General features: G+C 63.0%; 22 protein-coding genes and 2 pseudogenes. 5 read left to right on the forward strand and 19 right to left on the reverse strand.

What is annotated here, in order from left to right:
* Positions 1-7: 7 nt before the first annotated feature.
* The 15 genes and pseudogenes from AB8Z38_RS35855 to AB8Z38_RS35925 form a co-directional block, all read right to left on the reverse strand.
* Positions 8-1,131: pseudogene (locus AB8Z38_RS35855) on the reverse strand (glycosyltransferase).
* Positions 1,128-2,216: a glycosyltransferase gene (locus AB8Z38_RS35860; protein ID WP_369722246.1), complete on the reverse strand. Its 1,089-nt coding sequence runs from the start codon at positions 2,214-2,216 to the stop codon at positions 1,128-1,130. The pseudogene AB8Z38_RS35855 and the gene AB8Z38_RS35860 overlap by 4 nt, the downstream one beginning before the upstream one ends.
* The gene (locus tag AB8Z38_RS35865; RefSeq protein WP_369722247.1) at positions 2,213-3,340 is read right to left on the reverse strand and encodes a glycosyltransferase; all 1,128 of its coding nucleotides are present in this window, start codon (positions 3,338-3,340) and stop codon (positions 2,213-2,215) included. The genes AB8Z38_RS35860 and AB8Z38_RS35865 overlap by 4 nt, the downstream gene beginning before the upstream one ends.
* Positions 3,337-3,705 (reverse strand): glycosyltransferase, encoded by a 369-nt coding sequence (locus AB8Z38_RS35870; RefSeq protein ID WP_369722248.1) that lies wholly within the window; start codon positions 3,703-3,705, stop codon positions 3,337-3,339. The genes AB8Z38_RS35865 and AB8Z38_RS35870 overlap by 4 nt, the downstream gene beginning before the upstream one ends.
* Positions 3,706-3,734: 29 nt before the next feature.
* Entirely contained in the window at positions 3,735-4,274 is a 540-nt protein-coding gene (locus AB8Z38_RS35875) for a glycosyltransferase family 4 protein (protein ID WP_369722249.1), read from the reverse strand.
* 168 nt (positions 4,275-4,442) lie between these two features.
* Positions 4,443-5,729 (reverse strand): annotated as a pseudogene (locus AB8Z38_RS35880) (TIGR04295 family B12-binding domain-containing radical SAM protein).
* Entirely contained in the window at positions 5,726-6,793 is a 1,068-nt protein-coding gene (locus AB8Z38_RS35885) for an NAD-dependent epimerase/dehydratase family protein (RefSeq protein WP_369726690.1), read from the reverse strand. Before AB8Z38_RS35885 ends, AB8Z38_RS35880 begins: the two are co-directional and overlap by 4 nt.
* Positions 6,793-7,905: an NAD-dependent epimerase/dehydratase family protein gene (locus tag AB8Z38_RS35890; protein WP_369722250.1), complete on the reverse strand. Its 1,113-nt coding sequence runs from the start codon at positions 7,903-7,905 to the stop codon at positions 6,793-6,795. Before AB8Z38_RS35890 ends, AB8Z38_RS35885 begins: the two co-directional genes overlap by 1 nt.
* A gap of 206 nt (positions 7,906-8,111) precedes the next feature.
* Entirely contained in the window at positions 8,112-9,335 is a 1,224-nt protein-coding gene (locus AB8Z38_RS35895) for a phosphopentomutase (protein ID WP_369722251.1), read from the reverse strand.
* Positions 9,323-10,276 carry a beta-xylosidase gene (locus AB8Z38_RS35900; protein ID WP_369722252.1) on the reverse strand — a complete coding sequence of 318 codons (954 nt, stop codon included), beginning with the start codon at positions 10,274-10,276 and terminating at the stop codon, positions 9,323-9,325. Before AB8Z38_RS35900 ends, AB8Z38_RS35895 begins: the two co-directional genes overlap by 13 nt.
* Positions 10,276-11,040, reverse strand: coding sequence for a TIGR04290 family methyltransferase (locus AB8Z38_RS35905; RefSeq protein ID WP_369722254.1), 765 nt, complete (start codon positions 11,038-11,040; stop codon positions 10,276-10,278). The genes AB8Z38_RS35900 and AB8Z38_RS35905 overlap by 1 nt, the downstream gene beginning before the upstream one ends.
* Positions 11,037-11,846, reverse strand: coding sequence for a nucleotidyltransferase family protein (locus AB8Z38_RS35910; RefSeq protein ID WP_369722255.1), 810 nt, complete (start codon positions 11,844-11,846; stop codon positions 11,037-11,039). The genes AB8Z38_RS35905 and AB8Z38_RS35910 overlap by 4 nt, the downstream gene beginning before the upstream one ends.
* Position 11,847: 1 nt before the next feature.
* Positions 11,848-12,951, reverse strand: coding sequence for a glycosyltransferase (locus AB8Z38_RS35915; RefSeq protein ID WP_369722256.1), 1,104 nt, complete (start codon positions 12,949-12,951; stop codon positions 11,848-11,850).
* Entirely contained in the window at positions 12,948-13,544 is a 597-nt protein-coding gene (locus AB8Z38_RS35920; RefSeq protein ID WP_369726691.1) for a histidine phosphatase family protein, read from the reverse strand. The genes AB8Z38_RS35915 and AB8Z38_RS35920 overlap by 4 nt, the downstream gene beginning before the upstream one ends.
* Positions 13,544-14,644, reverse strand: a complete 1,101-nt coding sequence (locus tag AB8Z38_RS35925) for an inositol-3-phosphate synthase (protein WP_369722257.1) — start codon at positions 14,642-14,644, stop codon at positions 13,544-13,546. The genes AB8Z38_RS35920 and AB8Z38_RS35925 overlap by 1 nt, the downstream gene beginning before the upstream one ends.
* Positions 14,645-14,962: 318 nt before the next feature.
* On the opposite strand from AB8Z38_RS35925, the gene AB8Z38_RS35930 reads away from it, so the two are divergent.
* Positions 14,963-15,271, forward strand: a complete 309-nt coding sequence (locus tag AB8Z38_RS35930; protein WP_369726692.1) for a hypothetical protein — start codon at positions 14,963-14,965, stop codon at positions 15,269-15,271.
* A 13-nt stretch (positions 15,272-15,284) separates the two neighbouring features.
* Positions 15,285-16,211 (forward strand): hypothetical protein, encoded by a 927-nt coding sequence (locus AB8Z38_RS35935; RefSeq protein WP_369722258.1) that lies wholly within the window; start codon positions 15,285-15,287, stop codon positions 16,209-16,211.
* A gap of 4 nt (positions 16,212-16,215) precedes the next feature.
* Here the strand turns inward: AB8Z38_RS35935 and AB8Z38_RS35940 are convergent, their stop codons facing one another.
* The 3 genes from AB8Z38_RS35940 to AB8Z38_RS35950 form a co-directional block, all read right to left on the reverse strand.
* Positions 16,216-16,998: a Crp/Fnr family transcriptional regulator gene (locus AB8Z38_RS35940; RefSeq protein WP_369722259.1), complete on the reverse strand. Its 783-nt coding sequence runs from the start codon at positions 16,996-16,998 to the stop codon at positions 16,216-16,218.
* A gap of 167 nt (positions 16,999-17,165) precedes the next feature.
* Positions 17,166-17,714 carry a hypothetical protein gene (locus AB8Z38_RS35945; protein WP_369722261.1) on the reverse strand — a complete coding sequence of 183 codons (549 nt, stop codon included), beginning with the start codon at positions 17,712-17,714 and terminating at the stop codon, positions 17,166-17,168.
* Between the two features lie 16 nt (positions 17,715-17,730).
* Positions 17,731-18,906 carry a zinc-dependent alcohol dehydrogenase gene (locus tag AB8Z38_RS35950; protein ID WP_369722262.1) on the reverse strand — a complete coding sequence of 392 codons (1,176 nt, stop codon included), beginning with the start codon at positions 18,904-18,906 and terminating at the stop codon, positions 17,731-17,733.
* A gap of 162 nt (positions 18,907-19,068) precedes the next feature.
* Here AB8Z38_RS35950 and AB8Z38_RS35955 point away from each other — a divergent pair, with 162 nt between their 5' ends.
* The gene (locus AB8Z38_RS35955) at positions 19,069-19,851 is read left to right on the forward strand and encodes an SDR family NAD(P)-dependent oxidoreductase (protein ID WP_369722263.1); all 783 of its coding nucleotides are present in this window, start codon (positions 19,069-19,071) and stop codon (positions 19,849-19,851) included.
* A 273-nt stretch (positions 19,852-20,124) separates the two neighbouring features.
* On the opposite strand, the gene AB8Z38_RS35960 is transcribed toward AB8Z38_RS35955, so the two are convergent.
* Positions 20,125-20,319 carry a DUF3072 domain-containing protein gene (locus AB8Z38_RS35960; protein WP_369722264.1) on the reverse strand — a complete coding sequence of 65 codons (195 nt, stop codon included), beginning with the start codon at positions 20,317-20,319 and terminating at the stop codon, positions 20,125-20,127.
* A gap of 298 nt (positions 20,320-20,617) precedes the next feature.
* On the opposite strand from AB8Z38_RS35960, the gene AB8Z38_RS35965 reads away from it, so the two are divergent.
* Together AB8Z38_RS35965 and AB8Z38_RS35970 are read left to right on the forward strand one after the other, a co-directional pair.
* Complete coding sequence (locus tag AB8Z38_RS35965; RefSeq protein ID WP_369722265.1) at positions 20,618-20,824, forward strand: hypothetical protein; 207 nt, start codon at positions 20,618-20,620, stop codon at positions 20,822-20,824.
* Complete coding sequence (locus AB8Z38_RS35970) at positions 20,821-21,042, forward strand: hypothetical protein (RefSeq protein ID WP_369722266.1); 222 nt, start codon at positions 20,821-20,823, stop codon at positions 21,040-21,042. Before AB8Z38_RS35965 ends, AB8Z38_RS35970 begins: the two co-directional genes overlap by 4 nt.
* Positions 21,043-21,115: the final 73 nt, after the last annotated feature.

Genomic DNA, 21,115 nt, shown 5'->3' on the forward strand with positions numbered 1-21,115 from the left:
TCTCCTTTCAGAACTCGGCGACCTGCACCGGCCGGATTTCGGACAATCTTCCTGCTTTGCGTCGACGCCGCGCGAGTGCTTCCAGATAATAGGCCTCCAGTTGCTCGGCTCTGTGATACGACGTGTGCTCGGCGAGGACTCGCCGTCTCGCGTTCGCTGCGATGGTGCGACGGCGTTCCTCAGGCATGTCGCGCAGATCTCGACGACGTCCCGCGGGCTCGAGACCAGCAGAATTTCCTGCGACGGCTTGAAGATGGTCTCGAGCCCCGGCCATTTGTCCGAGATGATCGGCGTGCCGCAGGCGGCCGCTTCAAACAGCCGAACGCTCGGAGAGAAGCCCAGAGCGCGCATGTCTGCGCGGGTCGCATTCAGGGCGAAGCGCTGCTCCGAGTAGAACATCGGATGCCGTTGTGGCGGGAGATGCTCGATCCGGAACACGTTGTCCGGCCAGGTGATATCGTCGGGGTATTGTGCCCCCGCGACCACAAATTGCTCGGACGGAAGGGCGCGGGCAGGCGCGAGAAGCAATTCTTCAAGGACCGGTTGCCTGTCGTCACTGTAGGTCCCGAGATAGCCCAGAGACCATTTCGGCTCGGCCTGCTGGGGCGCGTATACCCGCGTATCGGCGCTGCAATACAGCGCCCGTGCCAGAGGACTGCCGTAAGTCTCCTCAATCATCTGCGGAACTGGACCGCCGGAGAAGGAGAGATAGAGGTCGAAACGCGGGATCATCGCGGCAGAAAGATAGTCCAGATTTCCTTCGAGCCGGGACAACGTGACCGGCGTATCGATGTCGTAGAAGGCGGTAATGCCCTGGGCTTGGCTCGTGACCCATTCGGAAATCGCAATGCCGTCCGGGACGAAGGAGCCGATGATCACCAGATTGGCCCCACGGATGAGTTGGCCGAAGCGGCGTGGAATGTCACTCAGGGACTCGTAGAGGCTTGCGTTCCACGCGGAAGGGTTCACCAGATCGCGATGGTTTCGGTACCACGGCACGTCCCGCTCCAGAAAGGTGACGTGGTGGCCGCGTTGCGCCAGGGCCTCGATCAGGGCGCGATAGGTCGTGGCATGACCGTTGCCCCAGGACGACGTGACCGAAAGACCGATGACGACAATGTTGAGCTTCATTCTGCTGCCTCAATTCGCGAACTGCTTCCGACAAATAGATCGCTGAACTGGCGCGCGCGGTGCCGATAGGTGTGATGGCCGAGGATGCGCAGCCGTGCGCGGCCGGCGATCGCCTGCGCGCGATCCGGGCTCAGAGAGCTGATGTGGTCCGCGACCTCCGCGCCCGTCGAGGCCACCAGGACCTCGCGGCCAGGTTCGAGAAAATGATCGATGCCGTCCCATTGATCGGTGATCAGGCAGGCGCCGGCGCCGATGGCCTCGAAGACTCGCGTGGGTGGAGAGAACCCGTAGCGTGCCATGCTGTCGCGATTGACATTCAGTGTGGCGAGGCCTGAGCCGAAGAATGCGTTGTGGTCGCCGGTTCCGACATGTCCGACCTTGCGCAGATTGGCAGGCGTGTCCTTGGTTTCCCAACCGGAGCCGCCGAGCACAAAGGTCTTTGTCGGCAAGGAACGTGCAACATCGATGAAGAATGTCTCGACGCGCTGCTCGCGATCAGGCAGGCGGTTCGCCAGCAGGCCAAGATCGCAACAGAACCGCGGCTTCGGCGGCGCCGAATAATGCGTGGCGGGATCGAGCGCATTGTAGATCGGGACGCAGTCGCGGGCACCCACGGCGCGATAGGCGGATACGACGCCGTCGCCGCCGCCATAGGTCAGCACCATGTCGTAGGACGGGATGGCACGGCGGAGATGATGTTGCGGATCGTTCGCCATCGCCTCGAGCGTGGCGGGCGCGTCGACATCCCAGTAGATCCGCAGCGCCTTCGACGGGATGTTGGCTGCGGCGATCTCCAATTCCTGGTCGAACACGCCGACGCCGCTGGCCTTGATCAGCATGTCGGCCGACTTCGCGGCCATCTCGATACTGCGTTGCCAGCCATCGGGTGTTGCCGGATAGAGGACGACTTTCGCCCAATCGGGATCCGCGATATCGCGATGCGCCTGGCGCTCGAAAGCGTCCGGCTCGAAGAAGGTGATGTCGTGCCCGAGTGCCGCGATTTCCTTCAGCATGCCACGGTAATAGGTTGCGGCGCCGTTCCAGTACGAGGAAACCAGGCTGGATCCGAAGAAGCAGATCTTCATGCGACGGCTCCAACATATGGCCGCTGCTGCGGCTGGCCCGAGATCCGGATGCTGTCCACGATGCCGAGAAGCTGTTCCGCGCGATGGCGGCAGGTGTGACGTTCCCTGATCACGCGGAGGCCGGCTTCCACTGTGGCGGACGATAGCTCGCGGTCAGCCAGAAGCATGCGCAGGGTACGTTTCATCTGCGCTCCATTGGCAGCGCTGAAATAGCTGCCGTCGGGGAACAGGCCTTCCGAATCCGACCAAGGTGCGGATACCAACGGGATGCCGCAGGCCATCGCCTCGAACACGCGAATGGTCGGGATGCCTGGAAGCGATCGGACATAGGGGCCGCGCGGCACATGCACCGTTGCGCGTGCGCTGGCGAAGGCTGCGGGAGCCCGGTGCGCGGGCAGCCAGCCTCGATAGCGGATGCCTGCGGCCCATATCGTCTCGAGCGCCGCATCCGAATAGCGGACGCCATAGGCGCTTGCGCGCAGCTTCAGTTCAGCCACCGGCTCAACCAGGAATTCGTTGAGTTCGGCGCTTCGTTCGCCGTCGCCCCAATTGCCGATCCAGATCAAATCATCGGTGCGCGCGATGTGCGGCAACGGACGGTACAGCGCGACGTCAGCCGCCTCGTGCCACGTGAAGGCCCTGTCGGCCCAGCCGAGCTTCAGATAGATTTGCCGGAGCACCTCACCGAAGGCGAGCACGCCGTCGAACCCATCGAGGTCGAACTGCGCCAGTTCTTCCGGCGCACTGACGGCGCGGTGATGGGTGTCGTGAAACAGCAACGTAAAGGACGCGCCTTGCGCACGCCTGCGCCCGATCTGCGCGATCAGATCGGGCGAGTTCCACTCGTGAACGATCACGAGATCGGCGCCGTGCAGTGCCTCGGCGAGATCCAGGAAAGCGTCATAATGACGAACGTCGATGCCGGGGAACAGCGCCGGAATCTCGTCCATCGCATGCGTGCCGCCCTCTCGCATGGCATTCAACCGGCTCCAGCCGTCAACGGGTTCGTAGACGACGACCTCGTGACCGAGCGCATGAAGCTCGCGCGCGAAGCCGCGCACGAAATGCGCGTTGCCGTTGTTCCAGCAGGAGCTGAACGCGTGATAGAACAGGACGCACTTCATGCGCGCACCTCGATGGCATCATCCGGCGCCGTTGCGCGCCGAGATGTGAGCAGCCCTTCGTAGAGCCTCAAATACGCGCTGGTCATCCGCGCCAGCGAATAGGTCAGCGAGTATTCATAAGCGGCACGTTGCAGCCGGGTGCGCTCACGTTCGTCGGTGCAGAGATGCGCGAGCGCACGATGCAACGCCTGGCGGTCGGCGGGATCGACGAACAGCGCAGCTCCGCTCCACAATTCCCGGAACGTCGGAATGTCGGACAGGACAAGCGCGCAGCCCGCGGCCGCGGCCTCGAGGATGCACAGACCGAACGGCTCGTACAGTGCCGGGCTGACAAAGATGGCGGCATGCTGCAGGTGTGCGCGCATGACCTCGTGCGGCAACTGTCCAAGCCAGCTCACAGCAGCCGACGGGCTTGCATCGGCCGGTCCCGCGACCTGGACGGGCCAGGGAGACCAGGTGCCGCGGCCGCGAGAGCTTCGATGTTCTTGGCGCGGTCCCAAAGTCGACCCGCCGCGAAGATCAGTTCCTGTTTTCGCCCACCGGCAGCGCCGGGTGCGATCCCGTTCCAGATCACCGCGCCCGGGGAGTGGGGACGGTAGATCTCCGCGATCTCGCTGTGGAACGAACGGCTCGGGCACACCCACGCTTGAGCATTATCGAGAGCTGCCGCGACCCGCTCAGTGTAGCGGCGCCATCGCGGCTCCTCCAGCCACGCGCTGTCCCGACAGGCCCGCGCCCAGGAGCGAACGCAGGAATGTGCCACGACCACGGTTGGCGCGCGCCAGCCGAAGGATGCTTCGCGAAAGCTGTTGAGATGAACAAGGTCGGGCCTGAGTTTGGCTTCGAGGCCGGCAAGGACGCGCCGCGCGTCCGAGATGTTTTGCCCTTCAGGATCCTGCCATTCAAGCGCCAGGTCCGTCTCGATCAAGCGCACCCGGGACTCATGCAGCATGGCCAGCTGATCTGGCGCGCGCCGGGACCCAGGGTCACAAGGGTGACCTCGGCGCCGGCTTCGGTGAAGTCTTGGCGAGGCCACAGGAATAGGTCCACACCCCACCCACCGTGTCGGTGGTCATCAGGATCCTGAGCTCCGGGAGACCGCTCATGGCGCGACCTGAAGTTCGAGAGCATCGAGGGGAACGGGACGGTCGTTCTGCACGTCGCTGAACTGGTCGAACAACGCGAGATAGTGCTGATGCGCGCGTTCCCAGGCGAAATCGTCGGGTTCGCCCCATAGCTTTCTGTAATCCGGCGAGCCCGGATGAGGGGTAGAGCGGCACCGGATCATTGGCCCAGATGCCGGCATCCTGCATCTGGCGGCGCCAGCGTTGCACGACCGGATCATCGTCCTCGGGCACTTCGATCAGGTTGGCCTGCACGAACGGGACGTGACGGCGTGCCTCGACCAACCGCTCGGCCAATTGGTCGGTGGTCATTTTGCAATTCTTGGCGAGCGCGGCGCGCCCCTCCACCGTCAGGCTCTCGATTCCGGCCTCGATCGAGACGCAACCCGCCTGGCCGAGCAATGCCAACATGTCCGGTTTCCAGAGGTCGATCCGCGTCTGCACGCCGAACTTCAGCCCGCGCGCGCGCAGTCCCTCCAGCAGCTCCCTGTTCGGGAGAAAGATCTCGTCGATGAAGTAGACATATTCGATGCCTTGTTGGCGCAGGCAGTCGATTTCATCGAGGATGATCGCGGGGGGACGTTTGCGATAGGCGTTGCGAAAATTGTCCTTGGCGCAGAACGTGCAGCTGTATGGGCATCCCCGTGACGCTTCGACTTCCGCGCCGGGAGCGACCGGCTCGGCCTCAAAGCGGTGATGGTGGTGGTGATGGCGCCGGACCATTTCGTCCGGCCAGCGCAGCGGCGGCTGATCCTTGAAGTCGACCGCCTGGGGGCCTCCATTGACCCGCACCGAAGCTCCGTCGGCAAAGCACAGGCCGGCGAAGTCGCGCTCGCCATTGGCCAGCCGAAGCAGGGAGATCTCGCATTCCCCCATCACCACGATCTCGACGCCGAGCTTCTTCAACGCCGCCCGCGGCGTGGTCGAGCCGTGGGGACCTATCGCGACCAGCACCGGGGCGAGGTCTCGGATCGCCAGCGCAAGCTCCTGTGGAACACGAAGCTCGGGCGGCGCGCAGCGCAAAACAGATAGGTCGGCGCCGTCGTGATGACGACCAGGTCAGGACCGAAGCCGCGCAGTTCGGCCTCGACCTCGGCCAGCGACAGATCGAACATGTGCGCATCGAGCAGCAGGGTCGTGTGCCCGGCCGCCTTCAGATAGTGATCGGAAATTCCGAGCTCGAGCGGCAGGTGAGGGGATCGGCAGCCGAAATAGATGCTGCCGCCGAAGTCCCAATTGGGATTGATGAGGGCGACGCGCGTCATGCCATGGCCTCCCGATTGCCGTGGGGCGATGCGAAACGGCTGTCGAGCCATGTGTGGAGCGAGCGGAGGCCTTCCGTGACGGCGATTTGCGGAGCCCAGCCGATAGTCGTGGACAACGCGCTTGTGTCGGTGACGTACCAGGGCTGATCGCCGGGACGCCAATCGGCGAAGCTGTAGGCGACATTGCGACCGGTCAGCTCGGTGATGGCATCGATCAATTCCAGCAGGCTGATCGCATTGGCGGGACCACCGCCGAGGTTGAACACGCGTCCGCGGACCGAGTCCATGCGGTCGAGCACAGCGAGCCAGGCGCTCACCGCGTCCGAGACGTGAAGTGCATCGCGGACCTGCTTGCCGTCGCCATAGATCGTGAGCGGGTTTCCGCGGAGCGCGCTCAACAGGAAATGCGCGATCCAGCCCTGATCCTCGGTCCCGAACTGGCGCGGGCCGTAGATGCAACTCATCCGCATCACCACGGTCCGGAGACCGAACACACGGGCGTAGTCGTGAACATATTGGTCCGCGGTGCCCTTGGAACAGCCATAAGGGCTATAGAAATCAAGCGGCGCATTTTCGGAGACCCCGGCCGCCAGGAGAACGTCCGTCGGCATGTAGCGGCGACCTGAGAGCGTGATCGCGCTGTCCTCGATCAGGCGGCCGTAGACCTTGTTGGTCGAGGCGAAGATCACCGGTGCCTGCCGGTTGTGCAGGCGGACGGCTTCGAGAACGTTCAGCGTACCGCGCGCGTTGATCTCGAAATCCGAGGCGGGATCGCTCACGCTGTCCGTGACCGCGACCTGGGCGGCCAGGTGCAGCACGGCACGCGCCTCGCGCACCGCGTCGATCACCGGAATGGGCTCACGTATATCGGCAACCGTGATGGCAATCTTCTCGCCATGCCTGGACCTCAGCCATTGCGCGTTCTCCCGCACCCCGGCGCGCGCGAGATTGTCCAGCACCAAAACGCTCTCGCCACGCTGCGCAAGCCGATCGGCGAGATTGCAGCCAATGAAGCCGCAGCCGCCGGTGATGAGGACTGGTTTGTTGTCGCGGGTCTCTGTCATCACGCGACCAATCCCCGTTGCAGCAACTCCCTGGTGGCTCGCTCGGCCTGATCGTCGGCAATCTGGTCCGCCAGATATTCGGCGAGCTCTTCGAGGCCATCCTTGAAGCCGACATGTGGCTCGAACCCGAGCAGATCGCGCGACTTGCCGATATCGGCGAAGCAGTGCCTGATATCGCCGGCACGGTACTTTCGGGTGATCTCGGGTTCGATTTCGCTCCGGCCCATCACTTCGGCCAGGTCTTGCGCCACCGAAACAATGGTTCGGCTCTGGCCCGAGCCGACGTTAAAGACGTCCTGGGCGTGTTCGGCCTCGAGCGCGATGCGGCATGCCCTTGCCACGTCATGCACATGGACGAAGTCGCGGCGCTGCTGGCCGTCCTCGAACACGAGGGGCGACCGTCCGTTGAGCAACCGGGCGGCAAAGATGGCGAGCACGCCGGTGTAGGGATTGGACAAGGCCTGGCGCGGACCGAACACGTTGAAGAAGCGCAGGGCTACAGTGGGGATGCCGTAAGCTTTGCCCGTGATCAGGCACATGCGCTCCTGCGCATATTTGTTCAGCGCGTAAATCGAGCTCAGCGACGGCTGCTTTGTCTCGGGCGTCGGAACGGGTTCGAGCGGATGGCCGGAACTGTCGCGTAACTCCCACTCGCCGCGGCGAAGCTGTTCGATCGGCCGCTCTTCGCAGGCCACGACCCTGTGGTCGGCGCTGCAATAAAGTCCCTCGCCGTAGATGCTCATGGACGAGGCCACCACCAGCCGCTCGACCGGTTGCTTGGAAAGCGCCTGCAACAGCACGGCTGTGCCGACCTCGTTGGTCCTGACGTAAGGTTCGATGTCGTACATGCTCTGACCAACGCCAACGGCGGAGGCGAGATGGAGAACCATGTCGGTGCCGCGCAGAGCGTGTTCGACGGCAAGTGCGTCCGTGACATCCCCGACCACGAGCTCGGCGTCGTCGGCAAGATAGGCCGGACGCTGACGATTGCCGCCGTGAACCTGAGGCGAGAGATTGTCGAGGATTCTGACCTCGTAGCCGGCCGCAAGGAGGACATCGGCAGCATGGGAGCCGATGAACCCCGCACCTCCAGTGATCATTACCCGCGTCATTCACCGCTCCGTGCACCGTGAGGCCGATCGTGGGAGATCGACCTGAATGAGAGTGGAAGCGCGCTTTGCTAATTGGTCGGGCGACCCGCGCGCCAGTCACGTTCGAAGTTAGAAGCGGTGCAAGGAATGTTCGTTCCTCGAAAACGTACAAACGAAAGTTTCTCTAACCTGGATCAATAACCTGAGTGAATCGCAGGCGCGCTTTTTCAAAAGCGGATGCCTTGAAAGCTGGTGCCTTGGAGGAGCGGCGGCAGGTCGAGATGCGCGGCCACGGACGCGCCGATGTCGGCAAAGCCGGTCCGCCGCCCGATGCGCGAGTTTCGAGTCGCATTCAGGGCTAAAATTGGGACCTGCTCGCGGGTGTGATCTGTTCCGCCCCACGACGGATCGCAGCCATGGTCGGCGGTGATGATGAGAAGATCGTCACTTCGCAGGGCCCCCAGCAACTCCGGCAGGCGTGCGTCGAAGGCTTCGAGTGCTGCGGCGTATCCGGTCACGTCGCGGCGATGGCCGTAAGTCGTGTCGAAATCCACGAAGTTCGCAAACAAGAGACCGCCGTCTGCGAGCCCACGCAGCTGTTTGAGCGTGGCGTCGAAGAGTGCATTGTTGCCGTCGCCGCGCGTGTTCCGGCCGGTGCCGCGGTGGGCAAAGATGTCGTCGATCTTGCCGATCGAGACGACGTCGCGACCGTCACTCTCCGCGAGATCGAGGAGTGTTTGTTCTGGCGGAGGAACGGAATAATCCCGGCGGTGCGAGGTGCGTTTGAAGTCCCGCCTGGAGCTGCCGACGAACGGCCGCGCAATCACGCGGCCGATGTTCAGCGGGTCGATCAGCTTGCGCGCGATCGAACAAACCTCGTAGAGGCGTTCGCGCCCGAAGACCTCTTCGTGTGCGGCGATCTGGAAAACGCTGTCGGCGGAGGTGTAACAAATCGGTTCGCCGCTTTGCATATGGCGCTCGCCGAATTCTGCGATGATCTCCGTGCCGGAGGCGTGGCAATTCCCCAATGTGCCGGGTAGCCCCGCTTCCGCACAGAGTTGCTCGATCAGTTCGGCGGGAAAACAAGGTCTTGTTCTCGGGAAATAGCCCCACTCGAACGGGACGGGAACGCCGGCGATTTCCCAATGTCCGGATGGCGTATCCTTGCCCCGCGACAGCTCGCTTGCGCATCCGAACTGGAATTGCTCACGCGCGAAGCCGTCGAGACCTGGAGGAATACGCCCGCTGGCAAGTCGACAGGCTTGACCCAGGCCCATTGCCACGAGGTTGGGAACACGCAGGGGCCCCTCGCGCACCTCGCTATCGGCTTGCCCACGCGCGCAGGCGTCGGCGATATGACCGACGGTGTCAGCGCCCTGATCACCGTAGTGCTGGGCATCGGGGGCGCCACCGATGCCGACGGAATCCATCACCAGGATCAGGGCACGCATGCGCGCTCCTCCTCGGCTAGCCCAGGAAACGAGGGGCGAGCCGAAACGCCGGTTCTAACGCAGTAGCGCTCGACCATTCGCGCGCAGAAGTCCGCGAATTCGTTCACGTCAAGCGGCGGACTCGTGTGGTGAGGGGCTACTCCTCGATGTTCTGGCGTGAAGCAGAACGTGACCGTCACCTGAAACTCTGCCAGGGCATCCATCTGTCGGTCGAACCAATCGAGCGCGTTGGGACGGAAGCTATCGGCCCACGACAAGCCCGTCCTGAGATGCGCCACCCCGAGGCGCTGCATCCAGCGCACCGCGTCATCCAAGCGATGATCCTCGAAGTGGAACCACTGGCACAGGCCCATGTCGCGAGCGTACGGGCCAAACCGGTCGAGCGCAGCCTTGGGTGTCCCATCTTCGCGCAGCAGCCCCATGTGAAAATGGCGATAGTAGGAGGAGCCCTCAGCCTCCTTGTGCCGCGTCGTGGCTTCCCAGGTGGAGGGGAGATCGTACAGGCTGTACCAGTGAATACGTGGCGCGCGACCGATCAGGAGTTCTGCGGTGCGCGACAGACCCCACGCCTGCACCTCTTCGGCACCGAAGGACGACACGCCGACTTCGGTCACCCAGACCGGGAGCGAGGTGACCGCTTTGATTTCGTCCAGCTTGGCCGGCCATTCCCCGATCTTCCACAGGTTCCAGTCCAGCGGAAAGCCGTGCACGGCCACTGCATCGACGTGATCGAGAACGCCGCGGGCCTGCATGTTCCGGATGAAGGACGGATCGATCGGCGAGATGCCGCCGAGCACGCGCGGCAATGTCGGATGCGCGCTACGGATTGCATTGCCCGCGGCGGTGGCGAGGCCAGCAAACATCGCCCAATCGGGATCGATCAGAATGTCCCAATGCGATTTGTTGTTGGGTTCATTCCAGATCTTGGCAGCTTCGATCATCAGCCGGGTCTCCCGAAGGGATAGACGGGGCCGTCGGCTTGCGGCCGCTCGGTCCGCTTGCAGAGATAAACCTCGTCTTCCGGATGTGCGGTGATGGCGAAACCGGAGCTGCGGAGCATGGCTTCGACGCAGGCGCGATTGGGCACCCACCAATTGGTCGGATCATCGGCGTATTTGTGCTCGATGAAGTGGAGCTTGGGATAGCCTGCCGAGTCGAAATGTTCTGTGGTCCAGAAGTCATAATTCTTGTCGACGACGTCGACCTGACCGTCGCCGCGCAGCATCGATTGGAACAGCAGGAGATCGCCGGCCACGTGCTCATGGATGAGGTCCAGCGCGAGCAGCGGATGACGCAGGTGATATAGCACGCCCATGAAGATCACGAGATCGAACTTTTCGCGGAGCTGTCCCACGTCATAGGCCGACATCTTGCGAAACTCGATCCTGAGCCCATTGACCTCCGCGGCGAAGCGCGCCTGTTCTAGATACTCCTCGTCAGTGTCGAGGCCGAGCACACGCTCGGCGCCGCGCCGCTTCATTTCCATCGCGTAAAAGCCGGCGTTGCAGCCGATATCCAGCACGGTCTTTCCTTCGAGCCGGTCGGGAATGACGCCGGAGAACCGTCGCCATTTGACGTTCGGGTAGTCGCCGAGAAAATGAGTGGGCGCGGTCGGGACGCCGTCAAGATCGAGATTGTGAAACCACGGACCCAGCGCGTCGACGCGCCGGCGAATTTCGTCACGGGAAAGCGCGCTTCGGGTCATGCAACCGCTCCGTCGTTGGTGATAGCCGGCGCGCGCGCCGTCTCCGGGGATCCGCCGGACCGCAATCGCGAGCGGCCGTTCCCCGTGCCGCTTCCAGCCAGAAGGGCCATGGCCGTGCGATAGCCGTCGATGGTGCCGACATCGACATAGGATTCGCCTGCCTTCACTCCTGTGCCGCGACCGCCGGCGGCGAGGTAAGCATTGACCAGCGTGCCGAAATATTCGTCCCTGCGATCGCGCTCACGCCAGAGCGCCTGGAGCTGGCGGAACCCTCGGGCGGACATCCGAAAGGCGCCCCATATCCATTTTGACCCGGCATCCGGTTGTTTTACCTGGATTTCCGTCACCTCGTCGCCGTCGAGCATCACAGCGTCGAAAAACTCCGGATGCTCGACCGGAAACAGCAGGAAGGAGAGGTCGGCGTCGGGTAGAGCCTGCAACGCGGCCTTGGGAAACCAGACAGTGTCGGGAAGACCAACCACGACGTCCTCGTCCCGGCCGACCACGGTTCCGGCTCGGAAGACTGCGTCACACAATCCGGCTGGCTCCGGCTGCACGACGTAGGCGAGCTGAGCGCTGCCATAATGGTCGCCGAAATATTCGAGGATGTCGGACTTCCCGGGTGAGATCACAAAGCAGATCTTGTCTGCACCGCCCAAAATCAGACGCTCCAGAAGATATTCAGAGACCGCGCAGGGACGGTCGGTGCCGTCCTCTCCGCGGCTGCCGACGGGCAGCAATTCCTTCGAAAAGGCGAGCGGCTGGATTCGGCTGCCGCGACCCGCAGCCGGGACGATGCCCCACATGTCAGGCCTCCTCGGGTTGTTGATGGCGCGTGCCACGACATGCGGCTCGTTCCAGCAACGAAATGAGTTCGCGGGCCCGCTTGTCAGATGTGTGCTGGTCCATGGCCCGCTCGCGCGCCTTCTGTGCGATGCCTCGAAGCTCGGCGTCGGGCATCGCCAAAGCGGCGAGTGTGTCGGCCTCGTCGCGTGCGATCAGGATCTCGTCGCCGGGAGTGAAGAACGCGTCGATCCCTGGCCAGTTGTCGCTCAGGAGCGGAACTCCGCAAGCCGCGGCCTCAAACAGTCGGCCAGACGGGCACCAACCCATCTCCGCCATCGCCGGTCGCGTGACATTCAGTGTCAGGCGAGACGACGCAAAGAACGGCGCATGTTCGGATGGCGGCAGATGTTGCACGAAATAGATGTTCGGCGACCACGGGAAAGCGTCGGGATACTGCGCGCCTCCGATCAGAAAGCGCAGCTCGTGCCGCGCCTGTGCAGGTCTCACGAACAATGTTTCGAGCGTTGGCTGGCGATCGTCGGAGTACGTCCCGAGATACGACAGGTCAGCGCGATAATGCGGCTGTGGCGAGACCGGCCTGTGAATGTCGGTGTCGACATGACCGTAAAGCGGCTCGACCTGACGCGCGCCGAGCCTGGTCCGGAACTCGTCCGAGATCCGCGGCCCCCCGGTGAAACTCAGGACCAGGTCGAAGTCCTTCAGGCCGCGTTGGCCGATATAGCTCACTGTCTCTCCCGCCATGAGCTTGGCCAGAGTGACCGGCGTATCGAGGTCGTAGAACACAGGGACTGCGCGACCTTCGGCAAGGATCAGTTCGGTCGCCGCGATCCCGTCCGGACAATAAGAAGTTACGATTGCGACGTCCGCGTCGCGAATGTCGCTTCTCGCCGCCGATCGCACGTCGTCCCAATCCGAAAACAGGGTCAGGCGACCACCGGCCAGTTCGTAAAGATCCCGGGCTCCGGCGTAATAAGGCACGTCACGCTCGAAGAACACGATGGTGTGCCCGAGCCGCACCAGATGCTTGCAGAGGCCGCGCCACAAGGTCGCGTGGCCGTTGCCCCAGGAGGAGGAGATGGTCAGACCGAAGATGACGATTTTCACGCAGACACCCGCTGGTTGATGCCGGTGATCGTGAGTCCACCGTTCTTGACGGTGAGCGTACTGATGCTGGCTGGATCAATCTCGATGGAGATGAAATCATCGAGCTCAATTCGGGAATAGTGCAGGAGTGCCGCCCGAATCGGCTCGGCGTGGCTGACCGCCACAATGATGTCGGCGCCTCGATCGCTTCGCAGTTGCTCGAGATGGTCCACGACGCGGCGCTGGAGCGATCGCATGCATTCGCCGCCGGGGGGACGGCTCGCTCCGCGTTGCGTATTCCAGCTGGACCATTGCGGGTCGCGGCCGAGGTCTTCAAAACGTCGCCCGGTCCATTCGCCGTAATCTAGCTCGTCGAGGGCGGGCACGATCTCGACCGGGAGGCCGAAGCGAGCGGCCATGATGCAGGCCGACTGCATGCAGCGCCGCTGCGGGCTCGATTGAATCAAGCTTGGCCGCGGCCCAATGAGGTCGGCGCAACGCGCCATTTCCTGACAGCCGAGATCGTCGAGTGCGACGCCCTTCATCCGGCCGCATAGCGTCCGTCCCAACAGGGCGTGATGACCGTGACGGACGAGGTGAATGATCGTCGCCATCACGTATAGGCCTTGTCTGCGATGAAGGCCCGTGTCCGGCGTCCGGCCTCCTCATCGGTGAACTGCCGCGGCGGCGACTTCATGAAGTAGCTCGAGGGCCCCGTCAGCGCGCCGGCCTGTCCGCGATCCATCGCAAGTTTGGCGCAGCGGACCGCGTCGATGACGACACCCGCCGAATTGGGCGAGTCCCAAACCTCCAGCTTGACTTCCGCACTCAGGGGAACGCCGCCAAAGGTCGTGCCTTCGAGCCGGATGAAAGCAAGCTTGCGGTCAGTGAGCCAAGGCACATGATCGCTCGGGCCGACATGGATGTTGTCGGCGTCCATGGGAACATCGAATTGGCTGGTGACGGCCTGCGTCTTTGAGATTTTCTTGGAGGTCAGCCGCTCCCGCTCGAGCATGTTCTTGAAATCGGTATTGCCGCCGACATTGAGCTGGTAGGTGCGGTCGAGCCTGACGCCGCGGTCGCGAAACAGATTGGCCAGCACGCGGTGAACGATGGTGGCGCCGACCTGGCTCTTGATGTCGTCGCCGACGATCGGCAGTCCAGCTTGCTCGAACCGCCGCTGCCAATCCGGATTCGAGGCAATGAAGACCGGGATGCAATTCACATAGCCGCAGCCGGCCTCGATCGCACGTGCGGCGTACCATTCGCTGGCCCGCTGCGATCCGACGGGAAGATAGGAGACCAGAACGTCCGTGCGTGATGTCGCCAGTACTTCCGCCACGTCAGCCTCTGGAACGTCGGCAATCGGGATGTCGTCCTGGAGATAGCGGCCGACCCCGTCCATGACGGGACCGCGTTGCACGATCACGCCGGTCTCGGCAACGGCGCAAAAGCGGTGCGTGTTGTTGGGTTTGGCCAGGATCGCTTCAGCAACATCGCGGCCGACCTTGGTTGCGTTGACGTCGAATGCCGAAGCAATCTGGATATCGCTGATGTGATAGCCGCCGAGATCGACATTCATCAACCCGGGCACCGGCTCGTTCGACTCGGCGTCCCGGTAATAGGTGAGCCCCTGGACCAGGGAGCTCGCGCAATTGCCGACACCGACGATGCCGACGCGCACGCGCCGCCTGTCTTGAAGACGTGAATGCATGGATTGAAGCCCTCCAGGACACAAGCGGCGCCGAACGTAAGTAGATCGGCGAACGTGCGGCGGGTATGTTCGTTCCTGCTCAGATCATGCTGTGGGGCGGCAAGAGCCTTTTCGGCTGCACAAAATGCAACAAGCTTAACCTGGATTAGAATCCGTGGACGCGCGGAGGGAACGAACAGCTTCTTGGTTGAAGATGAAGAAGATGCGGCAGCCCTTCCTCACTGGCCAGAGAACCAATCCTTCCGGCCGGCGTTGGACGCGAAAGCGAGGCTCTCGACCGCGTGTCGGGGTCCAGCGCGCCAGCGAAGAAGGTGCCAAATGAACACGAGCCATGCAAAGACCAAAGCAAAGACTGAAGACAGCGAAGCTCAGAAGACCACCGACCACGACGTCATTCGGAAATGGGTGGATCAGCGCGGCGGAAAGCCTGCCACCGTGAAGGCAACCGAGGAGGATGGACATGCCGGCATCCTGCGGATCGATTTCGATCCCCCCGATCAAGGCCTGGAGCGGATCGGCTGGGACGAATTCTTCGAGAAGTTCGACGAAACCGGGATAGCGTTCCTTCATCAGGATCGGACCAAGGACGGTCAGTTGAGCCGCTTTCACAAATTCGTAAAAGCCTAGACGGTCGCCTTAAATGGGCGGGACGGGCGGCTGGACGGAAGCAATGCGTGCGGGCGCGTTCGCGCAAGCCTGGGCGATCACCGATCGGGATCTGGCGAGGCTTGCGCTTGCTCCCAAGCATACGGGGCCGCGTCACCTGCAGCGGATCTGGCGCGGCGAGCAGCTCGCCGACAGGCATGTGCTGGTCCGCTGCTATCATGGCCTTGGTGACACGATCCAGTTTCTGCGTTTTATGCCTGCGCTTGCAGCTGTTGCGCGCAACGTGACGGTCTGGTGTCAGGCCGAGCTGCTGCCGCTGGTCGAGCGGACGGCGGGCGTCGACGTCGCGATTCCGCTTCACGATGGTGCGCCCGGCGTTGAGTTCGAGACCGACATCGAGATCATGGAAGTGCCCCATGCTCTCCGTGCCGGACGCGAGGCGGCCGAAATGCGCGCGCCATATCTGAGCCTGCCGGACGATGGAGCACGCACGGAGCCATTGCAAAACTCCAGCGGCCTGTCCGTCGGTTTGGTTTGGGAGGTCGGCGCCTGGGACAAGCGGCGTGCCATTCCCGCGGGGCTTTTGCGACGTCTTGCGCATGACGGCATAGCGCTTTACTCGCTCCAGCGCGGTGCGGGCGTCGATCGGCTCGCGGAGACGGGCGCGCAGGACGTCAGTACGCCTGACATTGTCGCGCTTGGGCATCTCCTCCGTCGGCTCGACCTCGTCGTTTGCGTCGACACGATGGTTGCGCACCTGGCAGGCGCGCTGGGATGCGAGGCCTGGGTGTTGCTGCATGCCGACTGCGACTGGCGCTGGCCTGCTTCGGAAGCACATACGTTCTGGTATCCGACCTTGCGGCTTTTCCATCAGAAGAATGTGGGCCAATGGGACGGCGTCGTCCAAGAGGTGCGGCGCGCGCTGCTCGCGCGTGCCGAGCTGAAACGCACGGCCGCATGAAGGTTCAGGCGAGCTCGACGCCCATCGAGACTGGTGTGAGCTGCGGTGCTCGCGCCGCGCTGTCGTGAGGACGGGTTCGCAGATAGGCGGAATCGAAGCCTGCAAGCCGGACAAGCCCCGGCCAGTCCGTGATCGTCATGGTCTTTCCATGCCATTGCAGGAGGTTGCGCCGACGCAACTCCTGAATCGTCCGATTTGCGTGGACCGGGGAGATGCCGCACGCGGCCGCCAGGTCCGATTGCGTGAAGGGAGACGAAAAGCTGAAGTCTCTCGCCAGACCGACGCCGTGGAGGCGCTCCCTGATTTCGCAAACAAGGTGCGCGACGCGGCAGAGGGCGTCACGGCTGCCCAGATTCACCGTCCAGTTTCGTTGGATGGCGAGATCGGCCAGCATCATCAGAAGCAGCGCCCGGGACATCGCGGGCGAATTCGCGGACAGCTCGCGAAAGAAGTCGTGAGGCACCAGCGCGATGATGGCGGATCCGAGCGTGACCAGATTGGCCCCGACCGAAGGATGGTAAAGCGTGTGCAGATCGGGAACGTCACCGGGCACGTATATCGCCGTGATCTGCCCGTCCTGTCCCGCCGCGACGTGCCAGCAAAGATAGCCCTGCAGCAGAAGGCAACAATGGTCGGTCTCGCTGTGGTGTCGCACGACAGTCTGATGAGCGCCAACGTGCACGATGGTGCTTGGCATCTCCGCGAGCAGGTCGAGGTCCTCAGCGGTTAGATCGGTGAGGCTCGACAGTCTGTCTGCCAATTTGGAGAAGGCGAACCCTGCTTGCATCAGGCATCCAGTTAGACGTGGCCAGCGACCCATTTGACTTTGGTTGCAGGACTGTCGCATTAACGTTTGCTAAGTTGGCAGGCAAAGTACGTTGGCGCCCAGCACCCTCGAGCTCCCGGTCACATCGGGTGGAACTTCACGCGACAGGCCTTGACGGTCGCAATTGCTCAGGAGGGGACCACGGTCTTGGCTCGGCTGTTCGTCAGCTGCTTGGCCCGATCCTTCACCGCCGCGAGCCCCTTTGGAAATCCGCTGCGGTCCGGGTAGAGCCTGCGCCTTGCCTTGGGCGAGGGGCGCTTCGGCCTGGTGTCCTGCGCGGCCCGGTAATCGAGCATCGCGATGCCGCCGATCATGAGAAGAGCCAATGCGACATTGCCCTTCTTGGGATTGTCCGGCGTCAGTGCCGACATGAGCGCGGCAGCATCGAGGCCGTCGCCGCCGACACGCGCCCACAAGCCGGCGTTCTTGTCGACCGAGAGCGACATGATCCCGCTGACGATTTCCCGGGCACCGAATGCGCGCACCAGCGTCTCGTGGCCCTCCATCCCCAGCGTCTCCGTGACCCGCCGCGGCGCCAACAGCTCCGCCAATCCGAGCCCGATGCTGAACCAGCCGAGCGCACGTGCGAGCCGGTCTTCGGGGCGCGCGAGACTGCTCCCGCTCTCCACGATAGTCGGATCGCCCTTGGTCCTCACGATATTGCCGAAATGAAACATGTCTTGCTCGCTTCCTTCAGGGCTTCAACACGACCTTGACGCAGGAGTCCCGCTTGTCGCGAAACACCTGGTACATCTCCGGGCCCTGCTCCAGGGGGACGGTGTGCGTGATCACGAAAGACGGATCGATCTCGCCTTGCTCGATCCGCCGAAGCAGGTCGTCGGTCCAGCGGTTGACGTGCGTCTGTCCCGTTCGCATCGTCAATCCCTTGTTCATGAAGGCGCCCATCGGAATCTTGTCGGAGAAGCCGCTGTAGACACCCGCGACGGAGATGATGCCGCCGGGACGGCAGACATAGATCATCTCACGCAGCACATGCGGGCGATCGCTTTCGAGCATCACCATCTGCTTGGCGCGATCGAGCAACGTATCCGGCTGCGAGGCCATCACATGCGATTCCATGCCGGCCGCATCGATACATTTTTCCGGACCCCTGCCGTCTGTCAGCTCCTTGATCCGCTCGAGAACGCTTTCGGTCTCGAAGTTGATCGTGGTGGCGCCGCCGGCTTCCGCCATGCTGAGGCGTTCCGGGATGCAGTCGATGGCGATGACCTGATTGGCACCGAGCAGGATCGCACTGCGGATCGCCATCTGGCCGACCGGGCCGCAGCCCCAGATCGCAACGGTGTCGGTGGGCTCTATGTCGCAATGAACCGCGGCCTGCCAGCCGGTCGGGAAGATGTCGCTGAGAAACAGCACCTGCTCGTCCGGAATGCCGTCGGGAACCTTGATGTGCGTGGCATCGGCAAATGGCACGCGCAGATATTCGGCCTGGCCGCCCGGATAGCCGCCGGTCAGATGCGTGTAACCGAACAGTCCGGCGGTGGTGTGTCCGAACACCTTGTCGCCGAGCTGCCGCTTGCGGTTGGTGGTCTCGCACACGGAGAAATTGCCGCGCTTGCATTGATCGCATTCGCCGCAAATGATGGTGAAGGGCACGACGATGCGATCGCCCTTCTTGAGCTTGCCGTCCACGCCGGAGCCGACCTCGACGACTTCTCCCATGGTCTCGTGTCCCATGATGTCGCCAGGCAGCATGCCCGGGATGAAGTTGTGGAACAGGTGCAGGTCCGAGCCGCAGATGGCGCAACTTGTAACCTTGATGATGGCGTCACGCGGATCCTGAATCTCCGGATCGGTCACGGTGTCGCAGCGAATGTCCTCCTTGCCGTGCCAGACGAGCGCTTTCATGCATGTCTCCAGGTTGAGCTTGACGCATCTAAGTCGAGCAACAAACGATGGTTGCTATGGAAGCTTGAAAAAAGCGGCGTCGACCGCGAGATGTCGCGAGATTTGGAACGAGCCACGGGCGCGGCGATTGAGCGGGATCATCGACATTCGAAGGATCTGCTTATGCCAGCCAATCAGTTTGCCGTCGTCACCGGAGCTTCCACCGGCATCGGTCTGGAACTCGCGAAATGCTGTGCCAAGGCCGGCTTCGATCTCGTGATCGCGGCCGACGAACCGGCGATCCAGGGAGCCGCCGATGAGCTCCGCGGTCTCGGCGCCAAAGTTGAATCCGTCCAGGCTGATCTTTCAACGACCGGCGGCATCGACAAGCTCTGTGGCGTGGTGGGTAACCGGCCGGTCGATGCACTGCTCGCCAACGCCGGTGTGGGTCTCGGCAAGGCGTTCCTCGATCAGGAGTTCGATCGCGTCCGGCGCGTGATCGATACGAACATCACCGGGACGCTTTACCTGATCCATCGTGCGGGTAACGAGATGCTTCGGCGCAAGAACGGACGCATCCTGATTACCGGCTCGGTCGCGGGATTCACGCCCGGCAGTTTCCAGGCGGTCTACAACGGGACCAAAGCGTTCCTGGACTCGTTTTCGTTCGCGCTTCGGGAGGAGCTGCGCGATTCCGGCGTCACCGTCACCTGCCTGATGCCCGGCGCGACCGAGACCGAGTTTTTCCGCCGGGCCGATATGATGGACACCAAGGTCGGGACTGAGGAAAAGGACGACCCTGCCGATGTCGCGAAGGCGGGTTTCGAGGCGATGATGAGCGGAGAATCCGACATCGTGACCGGCCTCAAGAACAAGCTCCAGACGACCGTCGCCAATGTCACGCCAAACGAGCTGCTCGCCAAGCAGCACCGCAAGATGGCCGAGCCCGGCACCGCGAAGTCCTAGAGCGCGGGCCAAAAGAGAATTCGTCGCGGCCCACAAAAAATGCGGCGGCGCACGCCACCGATTCACATTTCATAATGCCGTCGCCACCCCGAGCCGTCAAAACGGCGGCTTGGAACGAGGGCGGCGGCGATGGACCATGTGGAACTGCTTTTTCTCGGCACCGCCTTTGCCGGCTTCGTGCTGATGGTCGCGGCGCTAGTCTGGATGGCAGTGGCCTGACGGGCCATCAGCGCGGAACAGCTTTCGGCGAGGGCGACGACCGCGCGCGCCTTGTCATTTCTCCAGCCCCGCTTCGGCGCGCAACTTGTCGATCAGCTCCGAGGCTTGCGCCTTGGTGAGCTGGTTCTCGGTCGGGTCCGGCTGGTTGGCCTGTTCACTAAGAGTCTTGAGGTAGGAGGCTTGTGCGCCGGTCATCGGATCATCGCCGGACACCCACTCGCTCGGGTCCTTCTCGGTGTTGTCTGCCATCATGATCTCCCATCGGTTATTCGCCCAACGCGCGACCTGTCTACCCGTTCCGCATTCGTTCTTTGCAAAGCCGTAGGATGGACATGGGATTTGCAGCTGGCGGTTCGCGACGCAGCAGGCGCAAATCGCGGAAATCTCGCGGGGAATTAACCTATCCAAATGCGGGAACGCGGCTTGCGCCTGAAGCTGCGAGTAGTGCCGCTTGGTCGTCCAACGCCGGCATGATCCCGGCCCCGGCGCGCCATACCTCCCGCCCGGGGCCGGCTTCCCCTTTCCAGAAGCAGCCGCGGAAACGCAGATGACCGCCACACGCAAGCGAACGAAACAGACGCAATCGCTCCAGGAGCGCTTGCTGACATCGGCTGACAAGGCACGCGAGCGCGCGCAAAGCATGCCGCCCGGCAAGCCGCGCGACATGTTGCTGCGCCGTGCGATGCAGGACGAGGTGACCTCCAGCTTGACCGACTGGTTGAGTGCGCCCGGTTACAGAAGGCCGGCTCAATGACCATGCACAGCATCAGGCATTACCGCGCTTTCCAGATCGACCCGAACGGTCACGTTTTTGGTTGCATCAATCTCGTCTGCGGCGACGATGAAGAGGCAAAGCGCCAGGCGGCTTCGCTCGTGCTCACCCATCGCATCGAGCTATGGCGGCTCGACAGGCGCATCGCTCGTTTCGACCTGCCCAGTGAGCGCGCTGACTCTGCCGGCCTCATTGGCTAGCTCGAAGCTGCATTGCGATTGCGCTCTGCTCGCCCCGCGGTTCGGAACTGCGCGTTGCGGCCTGGGTTGGTCG

Origin of the sequence: Bradyrhizobium sp. LLZ17 (assembly GCF_041200145.1) — a bacterium.
In the GTDB taxonomy this organism is placed as follows: Bacteria; Pseudomonadota; Alphaproteobacteria; order Rhizobiales; family Xanthobacteraceae; genus Bradyrhizobium.